The sequence below is a fragment of the Pseudomonas sp. 2848 genome (genome assembly GCF_003253945.1).
Taxonomy (GTDB): domain Bacteria; phylum Pseudomonadota; class Gammaproteobacteria; order Pseudomonadales; family Pseudomonadaceae; genus Aquipseudomonas.
The window spans coordinates 348,694-366,646 of the sequence record NZ_QKZD01000004.1; the positions used below are offsets into that span (position 1 = coordinate 348,694).

Annotated in this window: 18 protein-coding genes and 1 pseudogene; 9 read left to right on the forward strand and 10 right to left on the reverse strand. The window is 55.2% G+C overall.

Translation table 11 applies throughout. From position 1 onward, the window contains the following. Nucleotides 1-614 precede the first annotated feature (614 nt). The 4 genes and pseudogenes from DFS21_RS26445 to DFS21_RS10725 form a co-directional block, all read right to left on the reverse strand. Nucleotides 615-800 carry a hypothetical protein gene (locus DFS21_RS26445; RefSeq protein WP_146230437.1) on the reverse strand — a complete coding sequence of 62 codons (186 nt, stop codon included), beginning with the start codon at nucleotides 798-800 and terminating at the stop codon, nucleotides 615-617. 230 nt (nucleotides 801-1,030) lie between these two features. Next, nucleotides 1,031-1,249 (reverse strand): hypothetical protein, encoded by a 219-nt coding sequence (locus DFS21_RS26450; RefSeq protein WP_146230436.1) that lies wholly within the window; start codon nucleotides 1,247-1,249, stop codon nucleotides 1,031-1,033. Between the two features lie 350 nt (nucleotides 1,250-1,599). Beyond that, nucleotides 1,600-1,944: a hypothetical protein gene (locus DFS21_RS10720; RefSeq protein WP_371926812.1), complete on the reverse strand. Its 345-nt coding sequence runs from the start codon at nucleotides 1,942-1,944 to the stop codon at nucleotides 1,600-1,602. 204 nt (nucleotides 1,945-2,148) lie between these two features. Beyond that, nucleotides 2,149-2,268 (reverse strand): annotated as a pseudogene (locus DFS21_RS10725) (glycoside hydrolase family 19 protein); the annotation flags it as partial. 200 nt (nucleotides 2,269-2,468) lie between these two features. On the opposite strand from DFS21_RS10725, the gene DFS21_RS10730 reads away from it, so the two are divergent. Then, nucleotides 2,469-3,011: an AAA family ATPase gene (locus tag DFS21_RS10730; protein WP_111532284.1), complete on the forward strand. Its 543-nt coding sequence runs from the start codon at nucleotides 2,469-2,471 to the stop codon at nucleotides 3,009-3,011. A 189-nt stretch (nucleotides 3,012-3,200) separates the two neighbouring features. On the opposite strand, the gene DFS21_RS10735 is transcribed toward DFS21_RS10730, so the two are convergent. Next, nucleotides 3,201-4,118: a LysR family transcriptional regulator gene (locus DFS21_RS10735; protein WP_111532285.1), complete on the reverse strand. Its 918-nt coding sequence runs from the start codon at nucleotides 4,116-4,118 to the stop codon at nucleotides 3,201-3,203. A gap of 125 nt (nucleotides 4,119-4,243) precedes the next feature. On the opposite strand from DFS21_RS10735, the gene DFS21_RS10740 reads away from it, so the two are divergent. The 5 genes from DFS21_RS10740 to DFS21_RS10760 all read left to right on the forward strand — a co-directional run bounded on the left by DFS21_RS10740 (nucleotide 4,244) and on the right by DFS21_RS10760 (nucleotide 8,563). Then, nucleotides 4,244-5,002, forward strand: a complete 759-nt coding sequence (locus DFS21_RS10740) for a 5-oxoprolinase subunit PxpA (protein ID WP_110702276.1) — start codon at nucleotides 4,244-4,246, stop codon at nucleotides 5,000-5,002. Between the two features lie 94 nt (nucleotides 5,003-5,096). Beyond that, nucleotides 5,097-5,342, forward strand: a complete 246-nt coding sequence (locus DFS21_RS10745) for an acetyl-CoA carboxylase (protein ID WP_110702274.1) — start codon at nucleotides 5,097-5,099, stop codon at nucleotides 5,340-5,342. Nucleotides 5,343-5,352: 10 nt separating this feature from the next. Next, entirely contained in the window at nucleotides 5,353-6,726 is a 1,374-nt protein-coding gene (locus tag DFS21_RS10750) for an acetyl-CoA carboxylase biotin carboxylase subunit (RefSeq protein WP_110702272.1), read from the forward strand. After that, complete coding sequence (locus tag DFS21_RS10755; RefSeq protein ID WP_111532286.1) at nucleotides 6,723-7,595, forward strand: allophanate hydrolase subunit 1; 873 nt, start codon at nucleotides 6,723-6,725, stop codon at nucleotides 7,593-7,595. Before DFS21_RS10750 ends, DFS21_RS10755 begins: the two co-directional genes overlap by 4 nt. Continuing rightward, nucleotides 7,592-8,563 (forward strand): biotin-dependent carboxyltransferase family protein, encoded by a 972-nt coding sequence (locus tag DFS21_RS10760; protein ID WP_111532287.1) that lies wholly within the window; start codon nucleotides 7,592-7,594, stop codon nucleotides 8,561-8,563. Before DFS21_RS10755 ends, DFS21_RS10760 begins: the two co-directional genes overlap by 4 nt. Nucleotides 8,564-8,661: 98 nt before the next feature. On the opposite strand, the gene DFS21_RS10765 is transcribed toward DFS21_RS10760, so the two are convergent. Then, nucleotides 8,662-9,219, reverse strand: a complete 558-nt coding sequence (locus DFS21_RS10765) for a GNAT family N-acetyltransferase (protein ID WP_111532288.1) — start codon at nucleotides 9,217-9,219, stop codon at nucleotides 8,662-8,664. 231 nt (nucleotides 9,220-9,450) lie between these two features. Here DFS21_RS10765 and DFS21_RS10770 point away from each other — a divergent pair, with 231 nt between their 5' ends. Beyond that, entirely contained in the window at nucleotides 9,451-9,669 is a 219-nt protein-coding gene (locus DFS21_RS10770) for a hypothetical protein (RefSeq protein ID WP_110702264.1), read from the forward strand. Between the two features lie 131 nt (nucleotides 9,670-9,800). On the opposite strand, the gene DFS21_RS26455 is transcribed toward DFS21_RS10770, so the two are convergent. The 4 genes from DFS21_RS26455 to DFS21_RS10785 all read right to left on the reverse strand — a co-directional run bounded on the left by DFS21_RS26455 (nucleotide 9,801) and on the right by DFS21_RS10785 (nucleotide 15,789). After that, the gene (locus tag DFS21_RS26455) at nucleotides 9,801-11,867 is read right to left on the reverse strand and encodes a hypothetical protein (RefSeq protein WP_146603138.1); all 2,067 of its coding nucleotides are present in this window, start codon (nucleotides 11,865-11,867) and stop codon (nucleotides 9,801-9,803) included. Between the two features lie 514 nt (nucleotides 11,868-12,381). After that, entirely contained in the window at nucleotides 12,382-14,163 is a 1,782-nt protein-coding gene (locus DFS21_RS26885; RefSeq protein WP_256591323.1) for an AAA family ATPase, read from the reverse strand. Next, nucleotides 14,153-14,455 (reverse strand): hypothetical protein, encoded by a 303-nt coding sequence (locus DFS21_RS26730; RefSeq protein ID WP_178082006.1) that lies wholly within the window; start codon nucleotides 14,453-14,455, stop codon nucleotides 14,153-14,155. The genes DFS21_RS26885 and DFS21_RS26730 overlap by 11 nt, the downstream gene beginning before the upstream one ends. 62 nt (nucleotides 14,456-14,517) lie before the next feature. Next, a complete protein-coding gene (locus DFS21_RS10785; protein ID WP_146603139.1) occupies nucleotides 14,518-15,789 on the reverse strand; it encodes a dsDNA nuclease domain-containing protein in 1,272 nt (423 codons plus the stop codon). Nucleotides 15,790-16,429: 640 nt separating this feature from the next. Here DFS21_RS10785 and DFS21_RS10795 point away from each other — a divergent pair. Then, nucleotides 16,430-16,948, forward strand: coding sequence for a sigma-70 family RNA polymerase sigma factor (locus DFS21_RS10795; RefSeq protein WP_110702258.1), 519 nt, complete (start codon nucleotides 16,430-16,432; stop codon nucleotides 16,946-16,948). After that, nucleotides 16,948-17,907 carry a FecR domain-containing protein gene (locus tag DFS21_RS10800; RefSeq protein WP_111532291.1) on the forward strand — a complete coding sequence of 320 codons (960 nt, stop codon included), beginning with the start codon at nucleotides 16,948-16,950 and terminating at the stop codon, nucleotides 17,905-17,907. The genes DFS21_RS10795 and DFS21_RS10800 overlap by 1 nt, the downstream gene beginning before the upstream one ends. The last annotated feature ends 46 nt before the right edge of the window (nucleotides 17,908-17,953 follow it).

The following is a 17,953-nucleotide window of genomic DNA, read 5'->3' on the forward strand; positions in this document are numbered from 1 at the left end:
GGGCCTGATTGCTCATACTACACCCTTAGGTCGGGGCATGGGCGTGATGTTGGTCATACTGACGCATCGCGCCATACAATCACGCACGCTGAGTGCTTGGCGGGAGCTCCTGTCCTTCGCTACGACTCGGCAATTTGAAGTCAGCGAAGCGATCGGCCAGTGCCGTTATATTCGTGACACCGATGGAACCGATCCCACCACCGAGTCCCGCAGCAAGGTTCTGCGGCAGATCGAAATGCTCCAACAGCGGGAAGGCACCGGCATTCAGAATGCGTGCAAAGGCACGCCTCCAAGATCATACCGCCTGGTGACGCTTCCATAGATGATCCTTAGGAGTGCCATCACGAATGACAGTGCACCGGCATACAGCAGAGGGCATGCTGGCTCAGCCACACGAGCAGGACGGCCCAAGCGTCTGGATTGTCTGGCAAGTTCGGCATCCCGACTCCTCACGCTGCGGGAGCGGAAATGAAAAAGCCCCGGCAGTTCCGGGGCTTTGAAATTGGGTTTACTCTGAGGTGCTTATCGCAATAAAAAACCGCCCTTAGGCGGCTAGCTGCTTAACTGTCTGCGAGGGGCATCCGTAGGGCGCGTCATCAGCTCAAATGTACCGATTACGACTTCGCAGGTTTCACGTTCGTGTCGACCCCATTACCTTTGTCGTGACGACTGTAAAGTTCAGCTTTCGTCGCGCGCTCAGTTTGAGTGCCTTTCCCTTCACCTTCGCTCGCGGCAGTAGTAGATTGCTCATGACGCTTACCAGTGGAAACTTCACCTTGATGCGCTTGTTTATCTTTCATAACAACCTCATATCAATTCAAGAATTCTGAATTATTGATTCTAAGAACGCCAACTTCGACCTTCTATATTTCCTGGCTTACCGTTGGGGTCGATGGTCCCCTATCTAAACCTGGCTCATCCTCGTCAGGGGTGTAGCCCAGGGGATCGTCGGCCTCAACACTGTCCTCGCGCGAGGATGCGGAGTGGCTTGACAGATAGCCATTGGGGGCGTCTGCATTCGTTGGAATGCCTAGGTGAGTTTTTGGCGGGTGTAATAAGGGGCATTGGACGCGCGGGGCTTTTCCGGCGGCACAGGTCCCTCATTAGATATTGTATCCAGATCGATATAATCATCCCGATCCTCTGGAGTCGCTTTTTTCAAGCGCTCTTTTTGCGTTACGTCTGGCTCTTCATCACTTGACTGAACGCCCGGAGGATTATTCTTCGGGATATATTTTTCAATCGACATAAGCACCTCTCAGGACTCAGAAGATCTGAGCTGACTTGAGTATGCGCCTTGTTTAATTTGAAAACGTTTATATCGGACCGCCGGGCATCAAATTAAAAATCCCGACTTAGGGGCGAATTCTTAAATTCAACGCCGATCATCCGGTAGCTGTGCCTGCTCGTCCGTTTCCGAGGTAGTCCTTTCCGCCGAATTGTTCCGACCCTGCGCGCGATCTGAATTCGGTTTTTTGAGCGGGTTGTATTTCCTGGGATCATCAGGACTTCGCATCGGCCATCCGCGCTTGGCATTGGTTTGGCCAGATCGGAACCTTGCGACCGCCCCTGAACATTGACGCATCCACTCGTGCCCATTTACTTGGTAGCTTCGAGCACGTAGGCCTGCCAGGTCTGCAGCGCTATCAGCCCGTCGTCAGCGTCGCCGGTGATGGCGATAATTCGTTGAGCATGCGCTGGGTCAAGTTGGGCTCGCGCGGCACCATGAACCAGGCCGCCAGTGCCGGCGGCTTCTCGCACCCCACCGTCACAACCCTGGGCGGCAAGGGCTCCGGCATCTAGAACGACCGACAGCCGCAGGTCAGCAGTAGCAAGCCTGTCACGCAGGCGATCACGGTCTTTCTGAGCATTGGTCAATTCCTTGTGGTGGGGCTCTTGCACCTGCAGGCTGTCTTCTAGGGCGCGCCGCGCGTCCTGCTGCACCTTGAGCTGAGCCAGGACGCCTCGTCGCGCTCGCGGGGTACTGCCGATCCTTGCTCGCCAGCTGCTTGCCGTAGCTGTTGGCCTGTCATAGCCAAGCGGCTTTGCCCCCGATGGCGCTACCCAGCAGGAGGGACAGCGCTGCCAGGCGCCAGTTCAGCGCCGTCACTGCAGCACCTCCAGCGCGCGCGTTTAGAGAGCTTGGAGATCGGCCAGGCTGTTGAGCCCCGCCCGCTGCCAGAACCAGGCCGCCGACAGGCTGGCGTAGATCGGATGCTCGAGCAGCTCCGGCGTGGCCAGCAGACGTTGGTCGCAGAACGGCGGTTCTCTTTCAGCCACCACAACCAATTTCTGGATCACGGATACCGCTTGCGAATGGCAGCTATGGGTCGATACCCGTCATCAACGACCAACAGTTATCGACCTACAGTGGCCGCTGAAAGCACGAGTGCGCTTGCAGTTGACCGAACCAGCCATTGCCGTACAATCGCGCCCCCAAAAATCAGGCATGGCGAGAGGGAGCTTCAATGCAACGGGTGATGATCGTTGGCCAGCCTGGGTCTGGGAAAAGTACCCTGGCGCGCAAGCTTGGCGAGCGCACGGGCTTGCCGGTCGTGCATATCGACACGATTCACTGGCAGCCAGGGTGGGTTGAGCGAAGCCCTGACGAGAAGACGCGTCTTTGCCGTGAGGTCGAGGCCCGTGAGCGCTGGATCTTCGAAGGCGGGCATTCGACCACGTGGAGCAACCGCCTGGCCCGCGCAGATATGTTGATATGGATCGATCGGTCGGCGGCGCTTCGCTTCTGGCGCGTGTTCTGCAGAACGACGCTCAACCGCGGTCGTTCACGGCCTGACTTGCCGGACGACTGCCCGGAACTGCTGGCCAACCTGCCGGAGTTCTTCAGGTTCATGTGGCGGACGAAAAACTCGGCCAGGGAAAAGATGAAGCAACTCGTGAAAAGGGCACCGTCGGGTTGTCGCGTGGTCTGCCTGCGGTCCAATCGAGATACCGAAGTTTTTCTCGCGAGCCTGGGAACATTGCCTGATCAGGTGGCGCGAGGTCATTAGAGGCCTGTTCTCGTTTGCTTGGCGGCAGATGCCTTTGAGGCGTATTACAACGTTTTAACCTGCCCAAGGATGGCCCATGCATGGCGCTGACCAGCAAAATCACGATCTACAACCCTGAATGGCCGCAGCGGTACGAGGTGGGCAAAGTGGTTTTGCGGCCGTTGATTCTGGATTGAAACCGATTTGCTTTCAGCGCCGTGCGGAAAGTTGTTGCGGCGCCAGGAATGCGTCGTGGAAGTAATTGTGGAACGCGTGCATCGCCGGGCTGAATTCCCGCTCGCGATGCCAGGCCAGGCCGACGCTCATGGGGGTGACCTTGTCGGTGATGGTAATGGTTTCGATGCGTTTACCCTCCAGCGACCACGGACGGTGTACCAGGTCGGAGAGGATCGCCACGCCGCTGCCGTTGGCCACCATGCTGCGCACCGCTTCCACGGAGCTGGTGCGGATTCGCACGTTGGGCTGCTGTCGGGCATGTTCCCAGTAGCGCATGGCGCTTTGTTCGGCTTCGTCGACGGTAAGCAGGATGAAGGGCTCCTGTGTGACGTCGGCAAGGCTCACGGCCGAGTGTTCGCACAGCGGGTGATGGCTGGGCAGCCACAGCCGGCGCTCGGAATTGAACAGGGTTTTCGAGACGATGTCCGGGTGGGTCAGGTTCGAGGTCAGCACCACCGCCATGTCGAATTCGCCTTCCAGCAGGCCTTGCTCGATGGCCTGGCGCTCCCGTTCGTGCACTTCGATGGCCACGTCCGGGTGCCAGTGTTCCAGGCGTTGCAGATGGTGCGGCAGGAAGTAGCCGATCACCGTGTAACTGGCCGCTACCCGCAACAGGCCGGTGGCGCGAACGTCCGGCAGTGGGCTGTTAAGGGCGTCGTCGACGCTGCGCAAGATCACGTAGGCCCGATTGAGAAAGTGCCGTCCGGCATCGGTCAGGCTCATGCCCTGGGCCGAGCGCTGGAACAGTAGCGCGCCGAGCATGCCCTCCAGCTCCTTGATCGCTGTGGTCACCGCCGACTGGGAAATATTCAAATGAATCGCAGCTTGGGAGATTTGCCCGATCTCGGCCGTGGCGACGAAATAGCGAACCTGGCGCAGGGTCAGTGACATGAACACTCCGCTTGATGAGGTATCTGATTTTCAGAAGATATCCCCTCTGATAATAGATCTTCCCAAGGGGGTGGCTGGAATTTAACGTGCTCTGCATGAAGTCACAAGCGTCAGGAGCGAGTGTCATGCAGGCAGTAGATTTCAATTCGGACATGGGCGAAGGCTTCGGTCCGTGGACTATCGGCGACGGAGTCGACAACGAACTGATGGGCTTCATCAGCTCGGCCAACATCGCCACCGGTTTCCATGCCGGCGACCCAGGCACCATGCGTCGCACTGTCGAGCAGGCCAAGCGCCTGGGCGTGGCCGTCGGTGCCCATCCGGGCTTTCGCGACCTGGTCGGGTTCGGCCGCCGCCACATCAATGCATCGGCCCAGGAGCTGGTGGACGACATGCTCTATCAGCTGGGCGCCCTGCGTGAGCTCGCCCGGGTTCAAGGCGTAGCCCTGCAACACATCAAACCCCACGGCGCGCTCTACATGCACCTGGCCCGGAACGAGGAAGCGGCGCGTTTGCTGGTGGAAAACCTGCAGCGCCTGGAGCCCGAGCTGCTGCTGTATTGCATGCCCGACTCGGCGATCTGGCGTATCGCCACGGAGCTGGGCCAACCGGTGATCCGCGAGTTCTACGCCGACCGCGAATACGACCTCAGCGGCTCCATCGTCTTCACCCGCAATGTGCGTGCCTACGACCCCGCGCAAGTAGCTGCGCGGGTACTGCGTGCCTGTCAGGAAGGCGTGGTGCGCACGGTGGAGGGTGAAGACCTGGCGATCGAATTCGACTCCATTTGCTTGCACAGCGATACACCCGGTGCCCTGGCACTGGTCGAGGCTACCCGTAATGCGCTCGATGGCGCGGGGGTCCAGGTGCGCGCACCGCGATAACGCAACCGAAGACACCTGGCACGCAGACGCCAGGGCTTACTCGACACACAGATTTTTTGCCTGCCTTTCTACAACTACTCCAAGAGGAACAGACATGGCGCAGCACACAGTCATCACCCCGTTGCCGGGGACTTTCTACCGCAAAGCTACCCCGGAATCGCCGAACTACGTCGAGGCCGGTGCCAACGTCAGCGCCGATACGGTGATTGGCCTGATCGAGGTCATGAAGCAGTTTTCCGAACTGACCGCGGGTACGGCAGGGCGTCTGGACGCGTTTCTGGTCGAAGACGGTGATCCGGTGGAGCCGGGTCAGATCATCGCCACACTCGAAGACGCGTGAGGGCACGACCATGACCCAAGGCATTGGTAAACTGCTGATCGCCAACCGCGGCGAGATTGCCGTGCGGATCATCCGCGCCGCGCAAGCGCTGGGGATTCCCACTGTGGCGGCGTGCAGCGAAGCAGACGTCGATTCCCAGGCCGCACGCATGGCCGACGAAGTGCACATCCTCGGCCCGGCCCGCGCCGACAAGAGCTACCTCAATGTCGAAGCGCTGCTCGGTGCCCTGAAGGCCACCGGCGCCAACGCGGTGCACCCAGGCTACGGCTTTCTCTCGGAGAACGCCGAATTTGCCGAAGCGGTGCAAGCCGCCGGGGCGATTTTCGTCGGCCCAAGCCCCGAGACCATCCGGCGCATGGGCGACAAGGCCGAAGCCCGGCGCACTGCGCAAGCCGCGGGTGTACCGGTGGTGCCCGGCTCCCCGGATGAACTGTTCGATGTGGAGTCGGCGCTCAAAGCCGCCGAATCCGTCGGCTTCCCGCTGCTGATCAAGGCCTCGGCCGGTGGCGGCGGGCGTGGGATTCGCCTGGCGGAAAACCCGCAGCAACTAAGCGAAGAGTTCCCCCGTTCCCAGCGCGAAGCCCAGGCCGCCTTTGGCAATGGCGCGGTGTATCTGGAGCGCTTCATCGGCAAGGCCCGGCATATCGAAGTGCAGGTGTTGGGCGATGGCAAGCATGCGGTGCACCTGTTCGAACGCGAGTGTTCGCTGCAACGCCGTCGCCAGAAGATCCTCGAAGAAGCGCCGTCGCCGGTCCTCGATGCGCAGCAGCGCGAGACCCTCTGCGCGAGTGCCGTGCGCCTGACCGAGGCCCTGGGCTATCAGGGCGCGGGCACCCTTGAGTATCTGTACGACGACGCCACCGGAGAGTTTTTCTTCATCGAGATGAACACGCGTATCCAGGTGGAACACCCGGTCAGCGAGCTGATCACCGGCATCGACCTGGTTCAGGCCATGTTGCGCATCGCCGGCGGCGAACCGCTGGGCCTCAAGCAAAGCGATATCCGGCTCAACGGCGCGGCCCTGCAAATGCGCCTGAACGCCGAAGATCCGGCGCGGGATTTCTTCCCAAGCCCGGGGCTTGTGCAAGCGCTGAACTGGCCGGAAGGCGAGGGCGTGCGCGTCGACAGCCATCTGTATGAAGGCTACCGGGTACCGCCATACTATGACTCGCTGCTGGCCAAGCTGATCGTTCATGGCAGCGATCGCGCCGAGGCCCTGGCCCGCGCGCGACTGGCCGTGGAGCAGACCACACTCACGGGCATGGCCAGCACCTTGTCTCTGCACGGCGAGTTGCTGGAGCAACCCTGGCTGCACGCTGCCGATTTCCACACCGGCACTTTGGAAACCTGGCTGGCCGAGCGCCGCAGCGGAGGTGCAGCATGAGCAGTCCGATTCGCTACAGCTTTGGCGCCGACGAACATCTGTTTGCCGAAGTCAGCGACAGCATGTCCCTTGAAGCCTTCTTCAAGGGAATGGCCGTCACCCGTGCGGTGGAGCGCTTGGCCCTCGATGGCGTGCTCGACGTGTGCCTGGCCAACGCCTCGTTCCAGATCCGTTTCGACCCGGACCGCATCGCCCCGGCCGATCTGCTCGAAGCGGTGAAGGGCGCCGAAGCCGAGGCCGTGGCCGAGCGCACCCTGCATACCCGGATCATCGAAATCCCGGTGCTCTACAACGATCCGTGGACCCACGAAACCCTGATGCGCTTTCGCGACCGCCACCAGGACCCGAACGCCACGGATCTGGAGTACGCCGCGCGCATCAACGGCTTGGCCGACGTCGAGTCGTTCATCGCCGCCCACAGTGGCGCGCCGTGGTTCGTTTCGATGGTGGGCTTCGTGGCGGGCCTGCCGTTCATGTTCCAGATGGTCGAGCGCGAACGCCAGTTGCAGGTGCCCAAGTACCTGCGACCCCGTACCGATACGCCGAAATTGACCCTGGGCCATGGCGGCTGCTTCGGTTGCATCTACTCGGTGCGTGGCGCCGGTGGCTACCAGATGTTTGGCGTCACTCCGGCACCGATCTATGACCCGCAGCAGAACCTGGGGTACCTGAAGGAACACATGGTGTTCTTCCGTCCCGGCGACATTGTGCAGTTCAAGTCGATGGACCGCGCTGCCTATGACCACGCCGTGGCCGAGGTCGAAGCCGGGCGCTTCGATCTGCGCATCCGTCCAGTTGCGTTCTCGCTTGATGCGTTCCTCGCCGACCCGATCGGCTATCCCAAGTCGCTGCAGGAGGTGCTGGCATGATCAAGGTACTCAAACCCGGTCTGGCCACCTCAGTGCAGGACCTCGGCCGCGAGGGCTACTACCATCTGGGTATCCCGCCTTCCGGGGCACTGGACCAGTACGCCCTGAGCGCGGCCAACCAGTTGGTGGGCAACCCGGCCAATTCGGCGGCGCTGGAGTGCACCTTGCTGGGGCCGGAGCTGGAGTTTCAGCATGACGCCCTGGTGGCGGTATGTGGTGCGCAGATGACGCCGAAAGTCGATGGCGTGGATATGCACTTGGACACCGCCTTCGAAGTGAAGGCCGGACAAGTGCTGCGTTTCGATTTTCCCAAGGCTGGCGCGCGGGCTTATCTGGCGGTGGCCGGCGGTATTGATGTACCGGTGGTGCTCGGCAGTCGTTCCACCTACGCGCTGGGGGCGCTGGGTGGTTTTCAGGGGCGCAGGCTGGTGATTGGCGATGAACTGCCGATAGGCGCCGCCAGCGGCAAGGGGCGTGTCGGGGCGAGTCTGCCCATGGCGTTGCGACAGTCGCTGGGAGGGGAGATCACCCTGCGGGTGGTGCCGGGGCTGTACTACGATCGCTTGACCCTGGCGGCGGACAGCTTTTTCGCCGAAGCCTGGACCGTCGGCTCGGAGGCAGATCGCATCGGCTATCGCTTCAAGGGTGGCAGCCCGCTGAGCTTCCAGCCTCGCGAGCAGCCGTTCGGCGCCGGCTCCGATCCTTCGAACATCGTCGACAGCTGCTACCCGATCGGCTCTATCCAGGTGCCGGCAGGGCTCGAGCCCATCATTCTGCACCGCGATGCAGTGTCCGGTGGCGGCTACGCGATGATCGGCACGGTGATCAGCGCCGACCTCGATCTGGTCGGCCAGATGCAACCCAACCAGAAGGCCCGCTTCGTCGCGGTGACGCTGGAAGAGGCGCTGCAAGCCCGACGTTCCTACAAGAAAAAACTCAGCTGTCTAAGCAAGCTGTTCCCTGGCTGATCTGCCCGCCGCACTGCGCGGGTAGAGCCAAAAAGGCAAGCCAACGCCGCCCCTCGGTACGGGGCGGCTGTCTGAGCTTGAGCCGCTGACGTAAAGAACTAGCGACTGGCAGTCGACCTTTCTAACCAGTCAGCACGAGTCATCTCCCATACTTCGACATCCATCCGTCCAGATACGAAATCTCCTGCCCGCACGTCTACCAAGCGCATACCCTCATGTTCCGAGACCCTGCGAGATGCGTCGTTGGCAACCGCTTTGGGGACCTGCATGACCGGACGCGACAGTGTCTCGAACCAATAGGCATTGATGATCCGGCATGCCTCGCGCATGTAGCCCTTTCCCCACCACTGTGGGGCGAGCCAAAAGCCTCTGTTGTTTCCAGGCTGATCATACAAACTGATGCTACCCAGGGTGCAGCTGGCATCGTCGCGCATGCGGATCATCCAGTGCCATTCCCGACCTGCTGCCATGGCAGGCAGGGCGATATCTCGGACATAGACCACCGCCCCGTCTTCTGGATACGGCCATGGGACACGACGATCCAGGTAGCGAACCACCTCCCAGCAAGGGAACAGCTCCTGGATGATGGGCGAGTCCTCTAACTGGAGGGGGGTGAGAACCAGCCGATCAGTGACAAGCGTCGGAAGACAGTCCATGACATTCGTTCCTGGGCATCCCTGTGAGACGTTGATTATCTGGACCGGGCTGGTTTGTGTCGACTGCTTCTGGCCGTGATCTGCCCTCCGCCAAGGGCAGCCATGGGGCGAGAGCAGTTATCCGCGTCTGGCTGTTTTCGACCCAGAACTGCCCGTCTCGTTGGTAAGACCGATCTTGCAGGGGCGACAGGCCATTGGTACGTTTGCGGCCTCTACTGATGGGAACCTGACATGGAAGCCGATTCCTCGTTGCAGATCGAACGTGCCGCTTATGAGGAGTTCGTCCGGCTTTGGAGGCTAGGGAACTTCGAGCATCAGCGACTAGGCCAAGCGTTCTACAACCACTTCAACCTGCACAAACTCGCCGATCAGGCTGCATTGTGTAACCTTTACGAAGCAGACGGTGAGAAAGCATCAGGCTTGATCTTGAGGCTTTTTCGTCTGCACTGAATGGCAGCTTTCGACCCAAAGCTGCCGTTCGCGACAAGCGGCTGATGGCCAAAAACGATCGCTCGATGTGTATAGGCGCACTTCAAATAAAAATTGCTCACCCCCTATTGGTAAATGAGCTGCAAATAGCTTTATTTTTTCATTAAAGTGTTTCTGAAGTTCTGAGCCTGGAAGAAGTCACAGCCTTGGACAGGAGTACGGGATGCTTGGTACAACATATTAATAAAATCATCGATGCCTGAGCAGGATTGTAGCATGTGAGAAATATGTGGAATACCTAAGAAAATAGAATTCATAAATACGTTTCGCAAATTTGGTTCATCGTTACGCAGCGCAGTATAGGTGCTCCGAAGCTCAGTCATCACCTTTATTACGCTGCCGTCCACACCCTGACCAGAACATATTGACTCTATATGATTGTGATTAAGAATAGCATCGGATACCAATCTATTTTGAAGATCACCCCAATCAAACATGGTCACGGCCACCCTCATGACTGTACGTTGCCCACGCTCTAGCGGCGCTTCATTATCTTCGAATACGATTTCGCCGTTTTCGTTCAGACAGAGATGTTGAATACCAAGTTGCAACTGAGACTTGAGTAACGTTTGTACGAGATCGCTCACGACCAATGTCGGATCCTTCGAAACAGCCGACCTAGTTAAAGCCTTCTTCTTTAGCTCAAAGATAACTATATATTCGTTATTTGATAGAATTAGATCACAATCATAGATCTTACCCTGATACTTATACTTTTGCGAAGTCGAATGTGGCTTTATACCAGCCTTAACAAACATCCCAGAGAGAAAATCCTCCAACTCAATTCCAATTTTAGAGTCTGCATAATTAGATTTCCCAGGGGGTGCCGGTGTTAGCTCCCTAATCATGCTGATAGCACATTCATAGGTCGCTAGAGAGCATAACAAAGGGGAGATCAAAACATAGCTATCTTGCGACAGTCTGATTAATGGCTTTTCTGAGAAGTTTATTCGCACTGCGCTTAGCGGATCATCGTACCCAACATTCAACTGACTTTTGTCGTGTGCGATTAAATCTAGAATATTGGCCGCATCCAAACGATCCATATCAAGTGCCTTTGATATGGATTTCGAGTTTAACTGCAAGCAACGACAGTCAAGTGGTTGAGATAGCAAATAATTGCTAACCAACAAAAGTTGATCCAGAGAAATTCCGTGAGCTTTTCTGAATTGACATCTATCAACCCACTTGAAGAGTTCGCATCCAAATTTTCTTGCCAGTTCCGGATCGGCTTGTTTTATAGTAAAGTTAAAATCAAAACAAACCTGATCCGTGATCAGTTTTAGTATTTTTTGCTTGTCGACCAGTGCCCTTTCTAGCTCCGTATATACCTCGACATTTAGGATGGCCAAGTAATCTCTGGCAAGATCCATAGCAAACTCAAAGTCTTTTGGGTTTCCGCCCCCACTGGTGCGCGACGAACTGATCTGACCAAGCGCCACATTGACAAGGTAGCTGTATGGGTATTTCGGGAGCGGCTCCCGGCAGTACATAGCTTCGAACGGCGGACGGACAGATTGGTAATAGCGCCCCTCAAACGGCTTATCGTTTTCAGCCATTGTGCAAAGTAAATGCTTGACGAACCTCAAGGCGCCATAACTATTAATTTTTTTTGCTATATCCGCCCTGATTTTAAACTCTTCACCATCCCCCAGTACAAAAGAGTCGCCATTCAAAAAAACTGCGTACTTCGATCTCAGGCGTCGTGCAGCTCCCAGAACTCCCGAGTTTCTCTCCTCCGAATATATTTGCCGATCTCGATCCTCATCATTCAGTGATACAGGAATACAACTAATATCGAATGCTTCGAGCCACTCGGACTTAAAGCTCAACGATTTAAAATAAGCCTCACCACCTATAAATGAATGAAGCAAACTAACAAACCTATGATAGATACTGTTCTCACCATTAAAAATATGATCCCAGTACAGCGCTGATCTATATTGGCGCAGCGGAGTAATATTGCTCTCCGAATCTTCACATCGCAACAGTTCATGTATCTTATCTTTTACAAAATCAGAGTGCCTATGATACGGATACTGTCCATTCACACCATATTTTTCTACAACCTCATGGTGATCGGTGTACTTTTTTCTAGATAGAGCCTGACCAATAAGAGCTTTTAGATCTGCTACATCTTTAGCGGTAAAGCACTTCACGATATAAATCCTTTTATAGAGAAATTCTATACATCAAATTGAGACCACATGTTCGCTTACCCCCATAGTCAAGCAATCAAATCTAGGTAAACTATCGCTAACCTTAATGAGAAGTTCAACTGAAATCACTGGGTGGTATGGAAAAAATCGAGCCCCGCTATTGATCGTTAGCTGACCGACATGAGCAATCGCGATGTTTCAAAGCCGGGGTTCATGAACATCTGCTGATGACCGTGAGTAGCCCCCACGAATGGCAGCTTTGGGTCGAAAGGGATCGTTCGTGACCGACTGCTTCCGATCCAAAGCTGCCCTTCGCGGAGGGCAGCTAACGGCCAAAAGCAGCCATTTAGCATCTACAAACTAACGTGCGATTCAAGGTCGCGCCTGAACTACTGTCTTCATCAAGAACAACCTAGCCGATAAAGCTGAGAAGCTGAACCAAAGCTGTCATGGAGCACCTTGTACAGTGAGGAAGAATAGGCCGAACTGCCGGGGCAGTTCGGAGAACTAAGGACTATGAGTCCAGAGTGTTATTTATATATCCGAGGTACATTGGCTGTTCAAAACCACCGAACTTTGGAAGCCATTCTTCATCCGTCGCCGGGTCGATCTCGAAGCGGTAGCTGGTAGTCGAGAAGATGATCTGAGCGTTATTTTTTAAAGCTACTACTTTGAGCTCTTTGATGTACGCATCCAGATCCTCTGAGTGAATTTCCTGCTGTCGAGGGGTATCGAATACCAACGTTCGGAAGGGCGAGATTGGATTGCCGGTGCAGATTTCAAATAGCGCAGCGTGGAATGCGAGCACCGTACGAGCCTTGGAGCTTCCTTTAATGATCCCAAGCTTCTCAGAGCCAAGAATTGGCTTCAGATCACTGTCGATCTGGATCTCTCTGGAGATGTTCTTGGAGTTTAGGATGTCGAGCCAACGGGCCATTTTTTCGGCTAACGCGAGCTTGAATCGCATTACATCCGGAGATTGCTCTCTGGTTTTCCCGAGAGACTCTAGCTCGTTTTGAACCGCCTCTCGCCGATTCAGCAATTCGAGGTGCTTACCTTCTTGGCTCTTGTATTTCTGTTGTTGACCTTTTTCGAGCTCTAACTCGAAGAGTTCGGAGGCAATTTTACTGATCGCCTCAATGAACATCTCAATCCCTGCTTCGCGCTCTGCAATCCCTCTCTTTGCGGAAAGATCAGCGATTTGTGCTTCTAGCCAAGTCATCTTGGTCTGCAGAGCTTCAGCCTGCTGTATGTTCGCGACGGTCACGGCTTCCAGGTCTTTCATTTGATCTTTGAGATAAAGCAGGCTTTTGCCATACGAGTCAGAGCTTACGAGAAACATCCCGCACGAGGGGGTTGTGCATATTTCGCTAAAAGAAATGAATGCACGGCGAGCTTCTTCATTCAAATCCAGGGTCTCGATTTCGCTTTCGATCTCATCTCGTATTTGAGAAGAACTGCGAATCCTTGACTCTAGGGTTATATGCTGTGAGGCTATCTCTCGGTGCTGGCGACGAAGATCGGTAATCAAGAAGTCGAAGCTGTTTAATGTCTCGCTTTTAATGTCCTTGGTCGTCTTCAACTCATCAAGACGAGCTTTGAGTGAGGTAATATCACGCTCAATATCCGCTTCAAGTCGTGGAGCGGCTGGGAGGTCTTGTCGTAGCCTCTCCATGAGCTTACGGCTATCTGTGATAGTTTTATCTAGGTAGTCTAGCTCTTTTTTCAGATTGATCGTCTTTTTGGCCGCGTCGAATGAGCTTCTGGCAGGGAGGCCCACGGCTAGGCGAATCATTTCGGAATACTGAGCTTTGATAAAGCTATGTCGCGGCGGAACGTAATAGTCCGAATAACCGGTGTCTTGGTCTAGATAAAATAGTGGCAGTATCGCCGAGAAATACGGAATTGTAGCGGTGTCACTATTGGTAGTCAGACGCTCAGATCTTAGATTCAAAATGCCTAGCATGAACCTGGAAAAATCTTCATCGTTATAGAAGCGATTGATAGTTTTTCCGTCGCTGATAACGGTGATGTCGTATTTCTCTCCTACCTTCCGCTCAAAGGAAAGTAAGTTAGTGTTTATATTTACTCTCAGGACGACCTTTCCAGTATTCCGAATGATATCTTCACGAAACTGGACGTCTAATCCGAGACAAAACATGATGGATTGGATTAGTGGTGTTTTCCCACTTCCATTAAGGGCAAATAGCTGAGTAACAGATTTACCAAACCTCAGCTCTTGAGAACCCCATCCACCAGCATGGCTTGCAAAGAACTGTAGGGATTCAAATTTCATCTAGTTTGGCCTCGATGTCTCGTTCTTTGCAGATGTTTCTATATGATCTTTTGATGGTTAAGAGCGCCACGCAAAGGTGGCTTTCTTCGCTCATAACTTTGTCTATGAATTTCTTGCCAGTCTCTGCGGCATCGATCCGTGAGTTGTGTTTGTTAACGACGACCATCCCAGCGTCTTCCAAGAATGTCAGCGCCTTAATTGTTCTTACTCTTAAGTTCGCAGACCAACCTAGCTCTTGCGTTGAACCCTTGAAACTGGCAATGCTCTGTTCAAAACACTGCCCAACCAACATGCCAATGTCGTTACGTTTAGGCTTTGCTTGGCTACGCGCGAGTAAAATTATGGTCAATGCAATTAACGGGATATGAAATAAAGTCTCATTACCCAAAACGTCAGACCTGTTTCTTGGCGAGTACGAGAAATCAAGACTTTGGGATTCAGTGCTTGCTGCAGCCACAGCTTCACGGAAATCCATGAAGACTCTCCTTTCACGATTTCGGACAGTACGGCTCCAAAAACTAATTCTTCAGTTAGGTCATTGCGGCCTAGTAGAGTGCGAAGATTAGTTGTTAGCTTGACGACCGCGCCTGTAATTGTCTTCATGTCTATTTTTCCGACAGCCAGGTTATCTGTCAGACTTGTTATTTCATCCATCAGCTCAAGTAGTTTTAGTTCTTGGATTGTGTGCCTGTTAACTCGATACCAAGTTTCCCATTGCGACTTGAAGTTTGCAAATGAGTTAAGCGTCTCTTCTTTATAGTTGTTTCGCTTTAATACGCGCTGAAGAATAGAAGCACTTTTAATAGCATTCGGGTCGCCGCCATTTCGGAGGAGGTAATAGGCCGGGCGAGAAATGGCAAGGATGTCGAGCATGTCATCGAGGCTCACACTCGCTTTATCATTAAGCATGTCTTCGGTCATGCTGTCCTTTATTTCTTCTGATGATTTGCTTTCTATCAGTGAAAGAAGCTGAATGATCAGAAGCCGAATCTCTTTCGGAGTTAAATTGATTTCACTGTATTTGTAAATTTGACTATGTGCGCTTGATACGAAGTTATCGTCGTCCTCGTTCAAGATTTGCTGGCGAGGCGCTAGCTTTAGGTGGGACAGAAAGTCGAGAACTTCTTTGTCGGTCTTTACTGCCAGACTTGGTACAAGCTTTTTAGTTTCAGCTATGAGCGTTGCCGTGTGTTTGGATACAACATTGCCGGATTGTGCATCGTTGACTAACCCTTCGACATCATCGTCGAAGTTGATGTTCGTTAAGATGACGAGAGAGTGGCAGGTGTCACCGAAGTTATCTACGTGCAACAACATTTTCCCGGCAAAGCTGTTGGGCAAATCGTGGCCGTTTTTTTTGGTTTTCTTGATACCAAATATCTCTAGTATATTGTAAAGATGGTTCTGCTTTGTCTTTGTTTTGACCTGTACGAAGCGGTAGTAAATATCCCCGTCATCCACAAACTTGACCACGTAATCTTCGTGGTAGTCACAAAAGACTCGCTCAATGGCGCAGTCTTCGAGGAGTGCTAAGCATTCTAGGCTTGCGGCTTTGAATTGGGCCTTAAATCGGTGAATGGTATCTCTACCGTTCAACTCGCGAGCCTTAATTTCGTGAAGTTTCATATATAGCGCTCAGCGTTCTTTGTCGGATTTGAGCCGGCTATTCTGAACGGTTGAGAAGCGCTGCAGTTGCGTGCCCCCCTAACGGTTCGGCGGCACACGTGGCATTTAGTGAGGTGCGGGGCGTGTACGGATGTGATCGCGATAGCAACGAGCTGCCGGGCTTGAGTAGCGCGATGTCGTGAGCGCAGATATTCACTATTAGCTTCCATTGCTAAGGCCCTTGGGGGGCTGATGTTCTTTCAGTTAGTGCATCATATGCGGCTGATTGCCATCAGTAAACGATCCTGGGCGATCCAGGTTGCCGCACACAATTTCCTCACTCTGTGTAATGGATGATTATGTTGGCACTGTCCGGTGCCTTGTACTTGGCAAGACACCGCAGCCCCCTGATCGTACCGATGTGCTGTTCGCCATTTAGGATCGTATTTAAGACGAATAGGTGTTTTGTCAGACGGCCGTTTCTGCCCCGCCCTGAGAGGCTGCTTCTGGCCGATAGCTGCCCTCCACCAACGTCCGCTATGGGTCGAGAGCAGCCGGTCACCAAGGGCCGTTATCGACCCACAACTGTGGCTGACAAGGCCATGGCGAGGGCGAAGCAAAAATGCTAATTTAGATTCATTCTCATTTATAGCCCGTTTTCATGGACAAACCTCGATCCACCTCATCCGACCCAATTGGCGAACTCTATGCAGGGCACCATCACTGGTTGGTGACGTGGCTGCGGCGTCGCCTGCAATGTCCGCATCAGGCTTCGGATTTTGCCCAGGACACCTTTTACCGTGTACTCACCGCCGGGCACTACGATCCGCCTCGTGAACCTCGAGCGTTCCTTGCCACCATCGCGCGTCGCATCCTGATCGACAATGGTCGCCGCTTGCGGCTGGAGCAGGCTTACAGAGAGGAGCTCGAGCGCAGTATCGAGCACATGGACCAAGCGTTTTCTCCTGAACAGATTCTGCAGGCCATCGAGCTGCTCGAACGTATCGACCGGGCTTTGTCACGCATGAAGGCGAGGGTTCGGGAGACCTTCATCCTGCGTCACCTTGAAGGCTGGTCCCAGGATGGCATTGCACGCCACCACGGCATCTCGGTGAGGACCGTGCAGAGCGACCTGGTCGACGCCATGCTGGCTTGCGATGCTGCCATGGGGATGAGCTGATGGCAGAGACCACGGCCGATCCCGTCCTGCGCGCAGCGGCGCAATGGCTGGTGCTGCTCGACAACCAGGCCGATGCGCCCTTGCAGGCAGCATTCCAGGCTTGGCTAGCCGAGTCGCCCGAGCATGTCGCGGCGGTTGCCCGCTTGCAGGGGCGTCTGGGTTCGCTGCAACAGCTTCCCCGCCACGCGACCGTCCAGGCCCTGCGCCACGCACCGCGAAAAGCCCTGACCCACAAGATGCAGGCACTGGCCTTGGCGATCACCCTGGTGCCAATGGCGTGGGCTGCCACGACCTATTGGCAACAAGGCTATCTGCTGGCGGACCTTAGCACCTCGGCAGGAGATTGGCTCGATCACCGACTCGACGATGACAGCCAGATCCACCTGGACGCGGGGTCGGCGGTGGATGTGCGCTTCGGCACTGGCGAACGGAGGATCGAACTGTTGCGCGGCGAAGTCCTGGTCGATGTCGCCAAGGATCCTCGCCCGTTCGTGGTGGTCACGGCGCATGGGCGTGTGCAGGCCCTTGGCACGCGTTTCACGGTGGAACGCCAAGACGACTCCACGCAAGTGGTCATGTTCGAGTCGACCACCGCCATCAGCAGTGCCGGGCAATCATTGCACCTGACCGCCAACCAGCGCGTGCGCCTGAGCGCCGAAGGTCCTGGCAAGGTAGAGCAGTTGCAGGCAGAACCCCTTGAGCAGGCGTGGCGCAAGCACCAGCTGTTGGCAGACGATAAGCCGCTGAGCGAGGTGCTCGCGCGGTTGTCGCGCCACTACCCCGGTGTGCTGTGGGCCGACCATGCAGCCCTTGCAGGCCTGCGGGTCACGGTCATGCTACCGCTGGACGATCCACGCCAGGCACTGCGGCTGCTGCAGCGCACCTTGCCGATCGAGGTTAGTCAGTACACCCCATGGATAACCCGGGTGACCCTGAAGCCCAATGCGGTGAGTAAATAATTTCAATAATCATTTCGTGTTTTCGATTTTCGCCCGTCCTCCCATG

Excerpts from the sequence above, each read along its gene's own strand:
- DFS21_RS10760 (WP_111532287.1), top strand. The coding sequence starts at position 7,592 with ATGATCAAGGTACTCAAACCCGGTCTGGCCACCTCAGTGCAGGACCTC.
- DFS21_RS26730 (WP_178082006.1), bottom strand. The coding sequence starts at position 14,455 with ATGTTGGTTGGGCAGTGTTTTGAACAGAGCATTGCCAGTTTCAAGGGT.
- DFS21_RS26885 (WP_256591323.1), bottom strand. The coding sequence starts at position 14,163 with ATGAAATTTGAATCCCTACAGTTCTTTGCAAGCCATGCTGGTGGATGG.
- DFS21_RS26445 (WP_146230437.1), bottom strand. The coding sequence starts at position 800 with ATGAAAGATAAACAAGCGCATCAAGGTGAAGTTTCCACTGGTAAGCGT.
- DFS21_RS10795 (WP_110702258.1), top strand. The coding sequence starts at position 16,430 with ATGGACAAACCTCGATCCACCTCATCCGACCCAATTGGCGAACTCTAT.
- DFS21_RS10745 (WP_110702274.1), top strand. The coding sequence starts at position 5,097 with ATGGCGCAGCACACAGTCATCACCCCGTTGCCGGGGACTTTCTACCGC.
- DFS21_RS10800 (WP_111532291.1), top strand. The coding sequence starts at position 16,948 with ATGGCAGAGACCACGGCCGATCCCGTCCTGCGCGCAGCGGCGCAATGG.
- DFS21_RS10740 (WP_110702276.1), top strand. The coding sequence starts at position 4,244 with ATGCAGGCAGTAGATTTCAATTCGGACATGGGCGAAGGCTTCGGTCCG.
- DFS21_RS26450 (WP_146230436.1), bottom strand. The coding sequence starts at position 1,249 with ATGTCGATTGAAAAATATATCCCGAAGAATAATCCTCCGGGCGTTCAG.
- DFS21_RS10755 (WP_111532286.1), top strand. The coding sequence starts at position 6,723 with ATGAGCAGTCCGATTCGCTACAGCTTTGGCGCCGACGAACATCTGTTT.
- DFS21_RS10765 (WP_111532288.1), bottom strand. The coding sequence starts at position 9,219 with ATGGACTGTCTTCCGACGCTTGTCACTGATCGGCTGGTTCTCACCCCC.
- DFS21_RS10770 (WP_110702264.1), top strand. The coding sequence starts at position 9,451 with ATGGAAGCCGATTCCTCGTTGCAGATCGAACGTGCCGCTTATGAGGAG.
- DFS21_RS10735 (WP_111532285.1), bottom strand. The coding sequence starts at position 4,118 with ATGTCACTGACCCTGCGCCAGGTTCGCTATTTCGTCGCCACGGCCGAG.
- DFS21_RS10785 (WP_146603139.1), bottom strand. The coding sequence starts at position 15,789 with ATGAAACTTCACGAAATTAAGGCTCGCGAGTTGAACGGTAGAGATACC.
- DFS21_RS10730 (WP_111532284.1), top strand. The coding sequence starts at position 2,469 with ATGCAACGGGTGATGATCGTTGGCCAGCCTGGGTCTGGGAAAAGTACC.
- DFS21_RS10750 (WP_110702272.1), top strand. The coding sequence starts at position 5,353 with ATGACCCAAGGCATTGGTAAACTGCTGATCGCCAACCGCGGCGAGATT.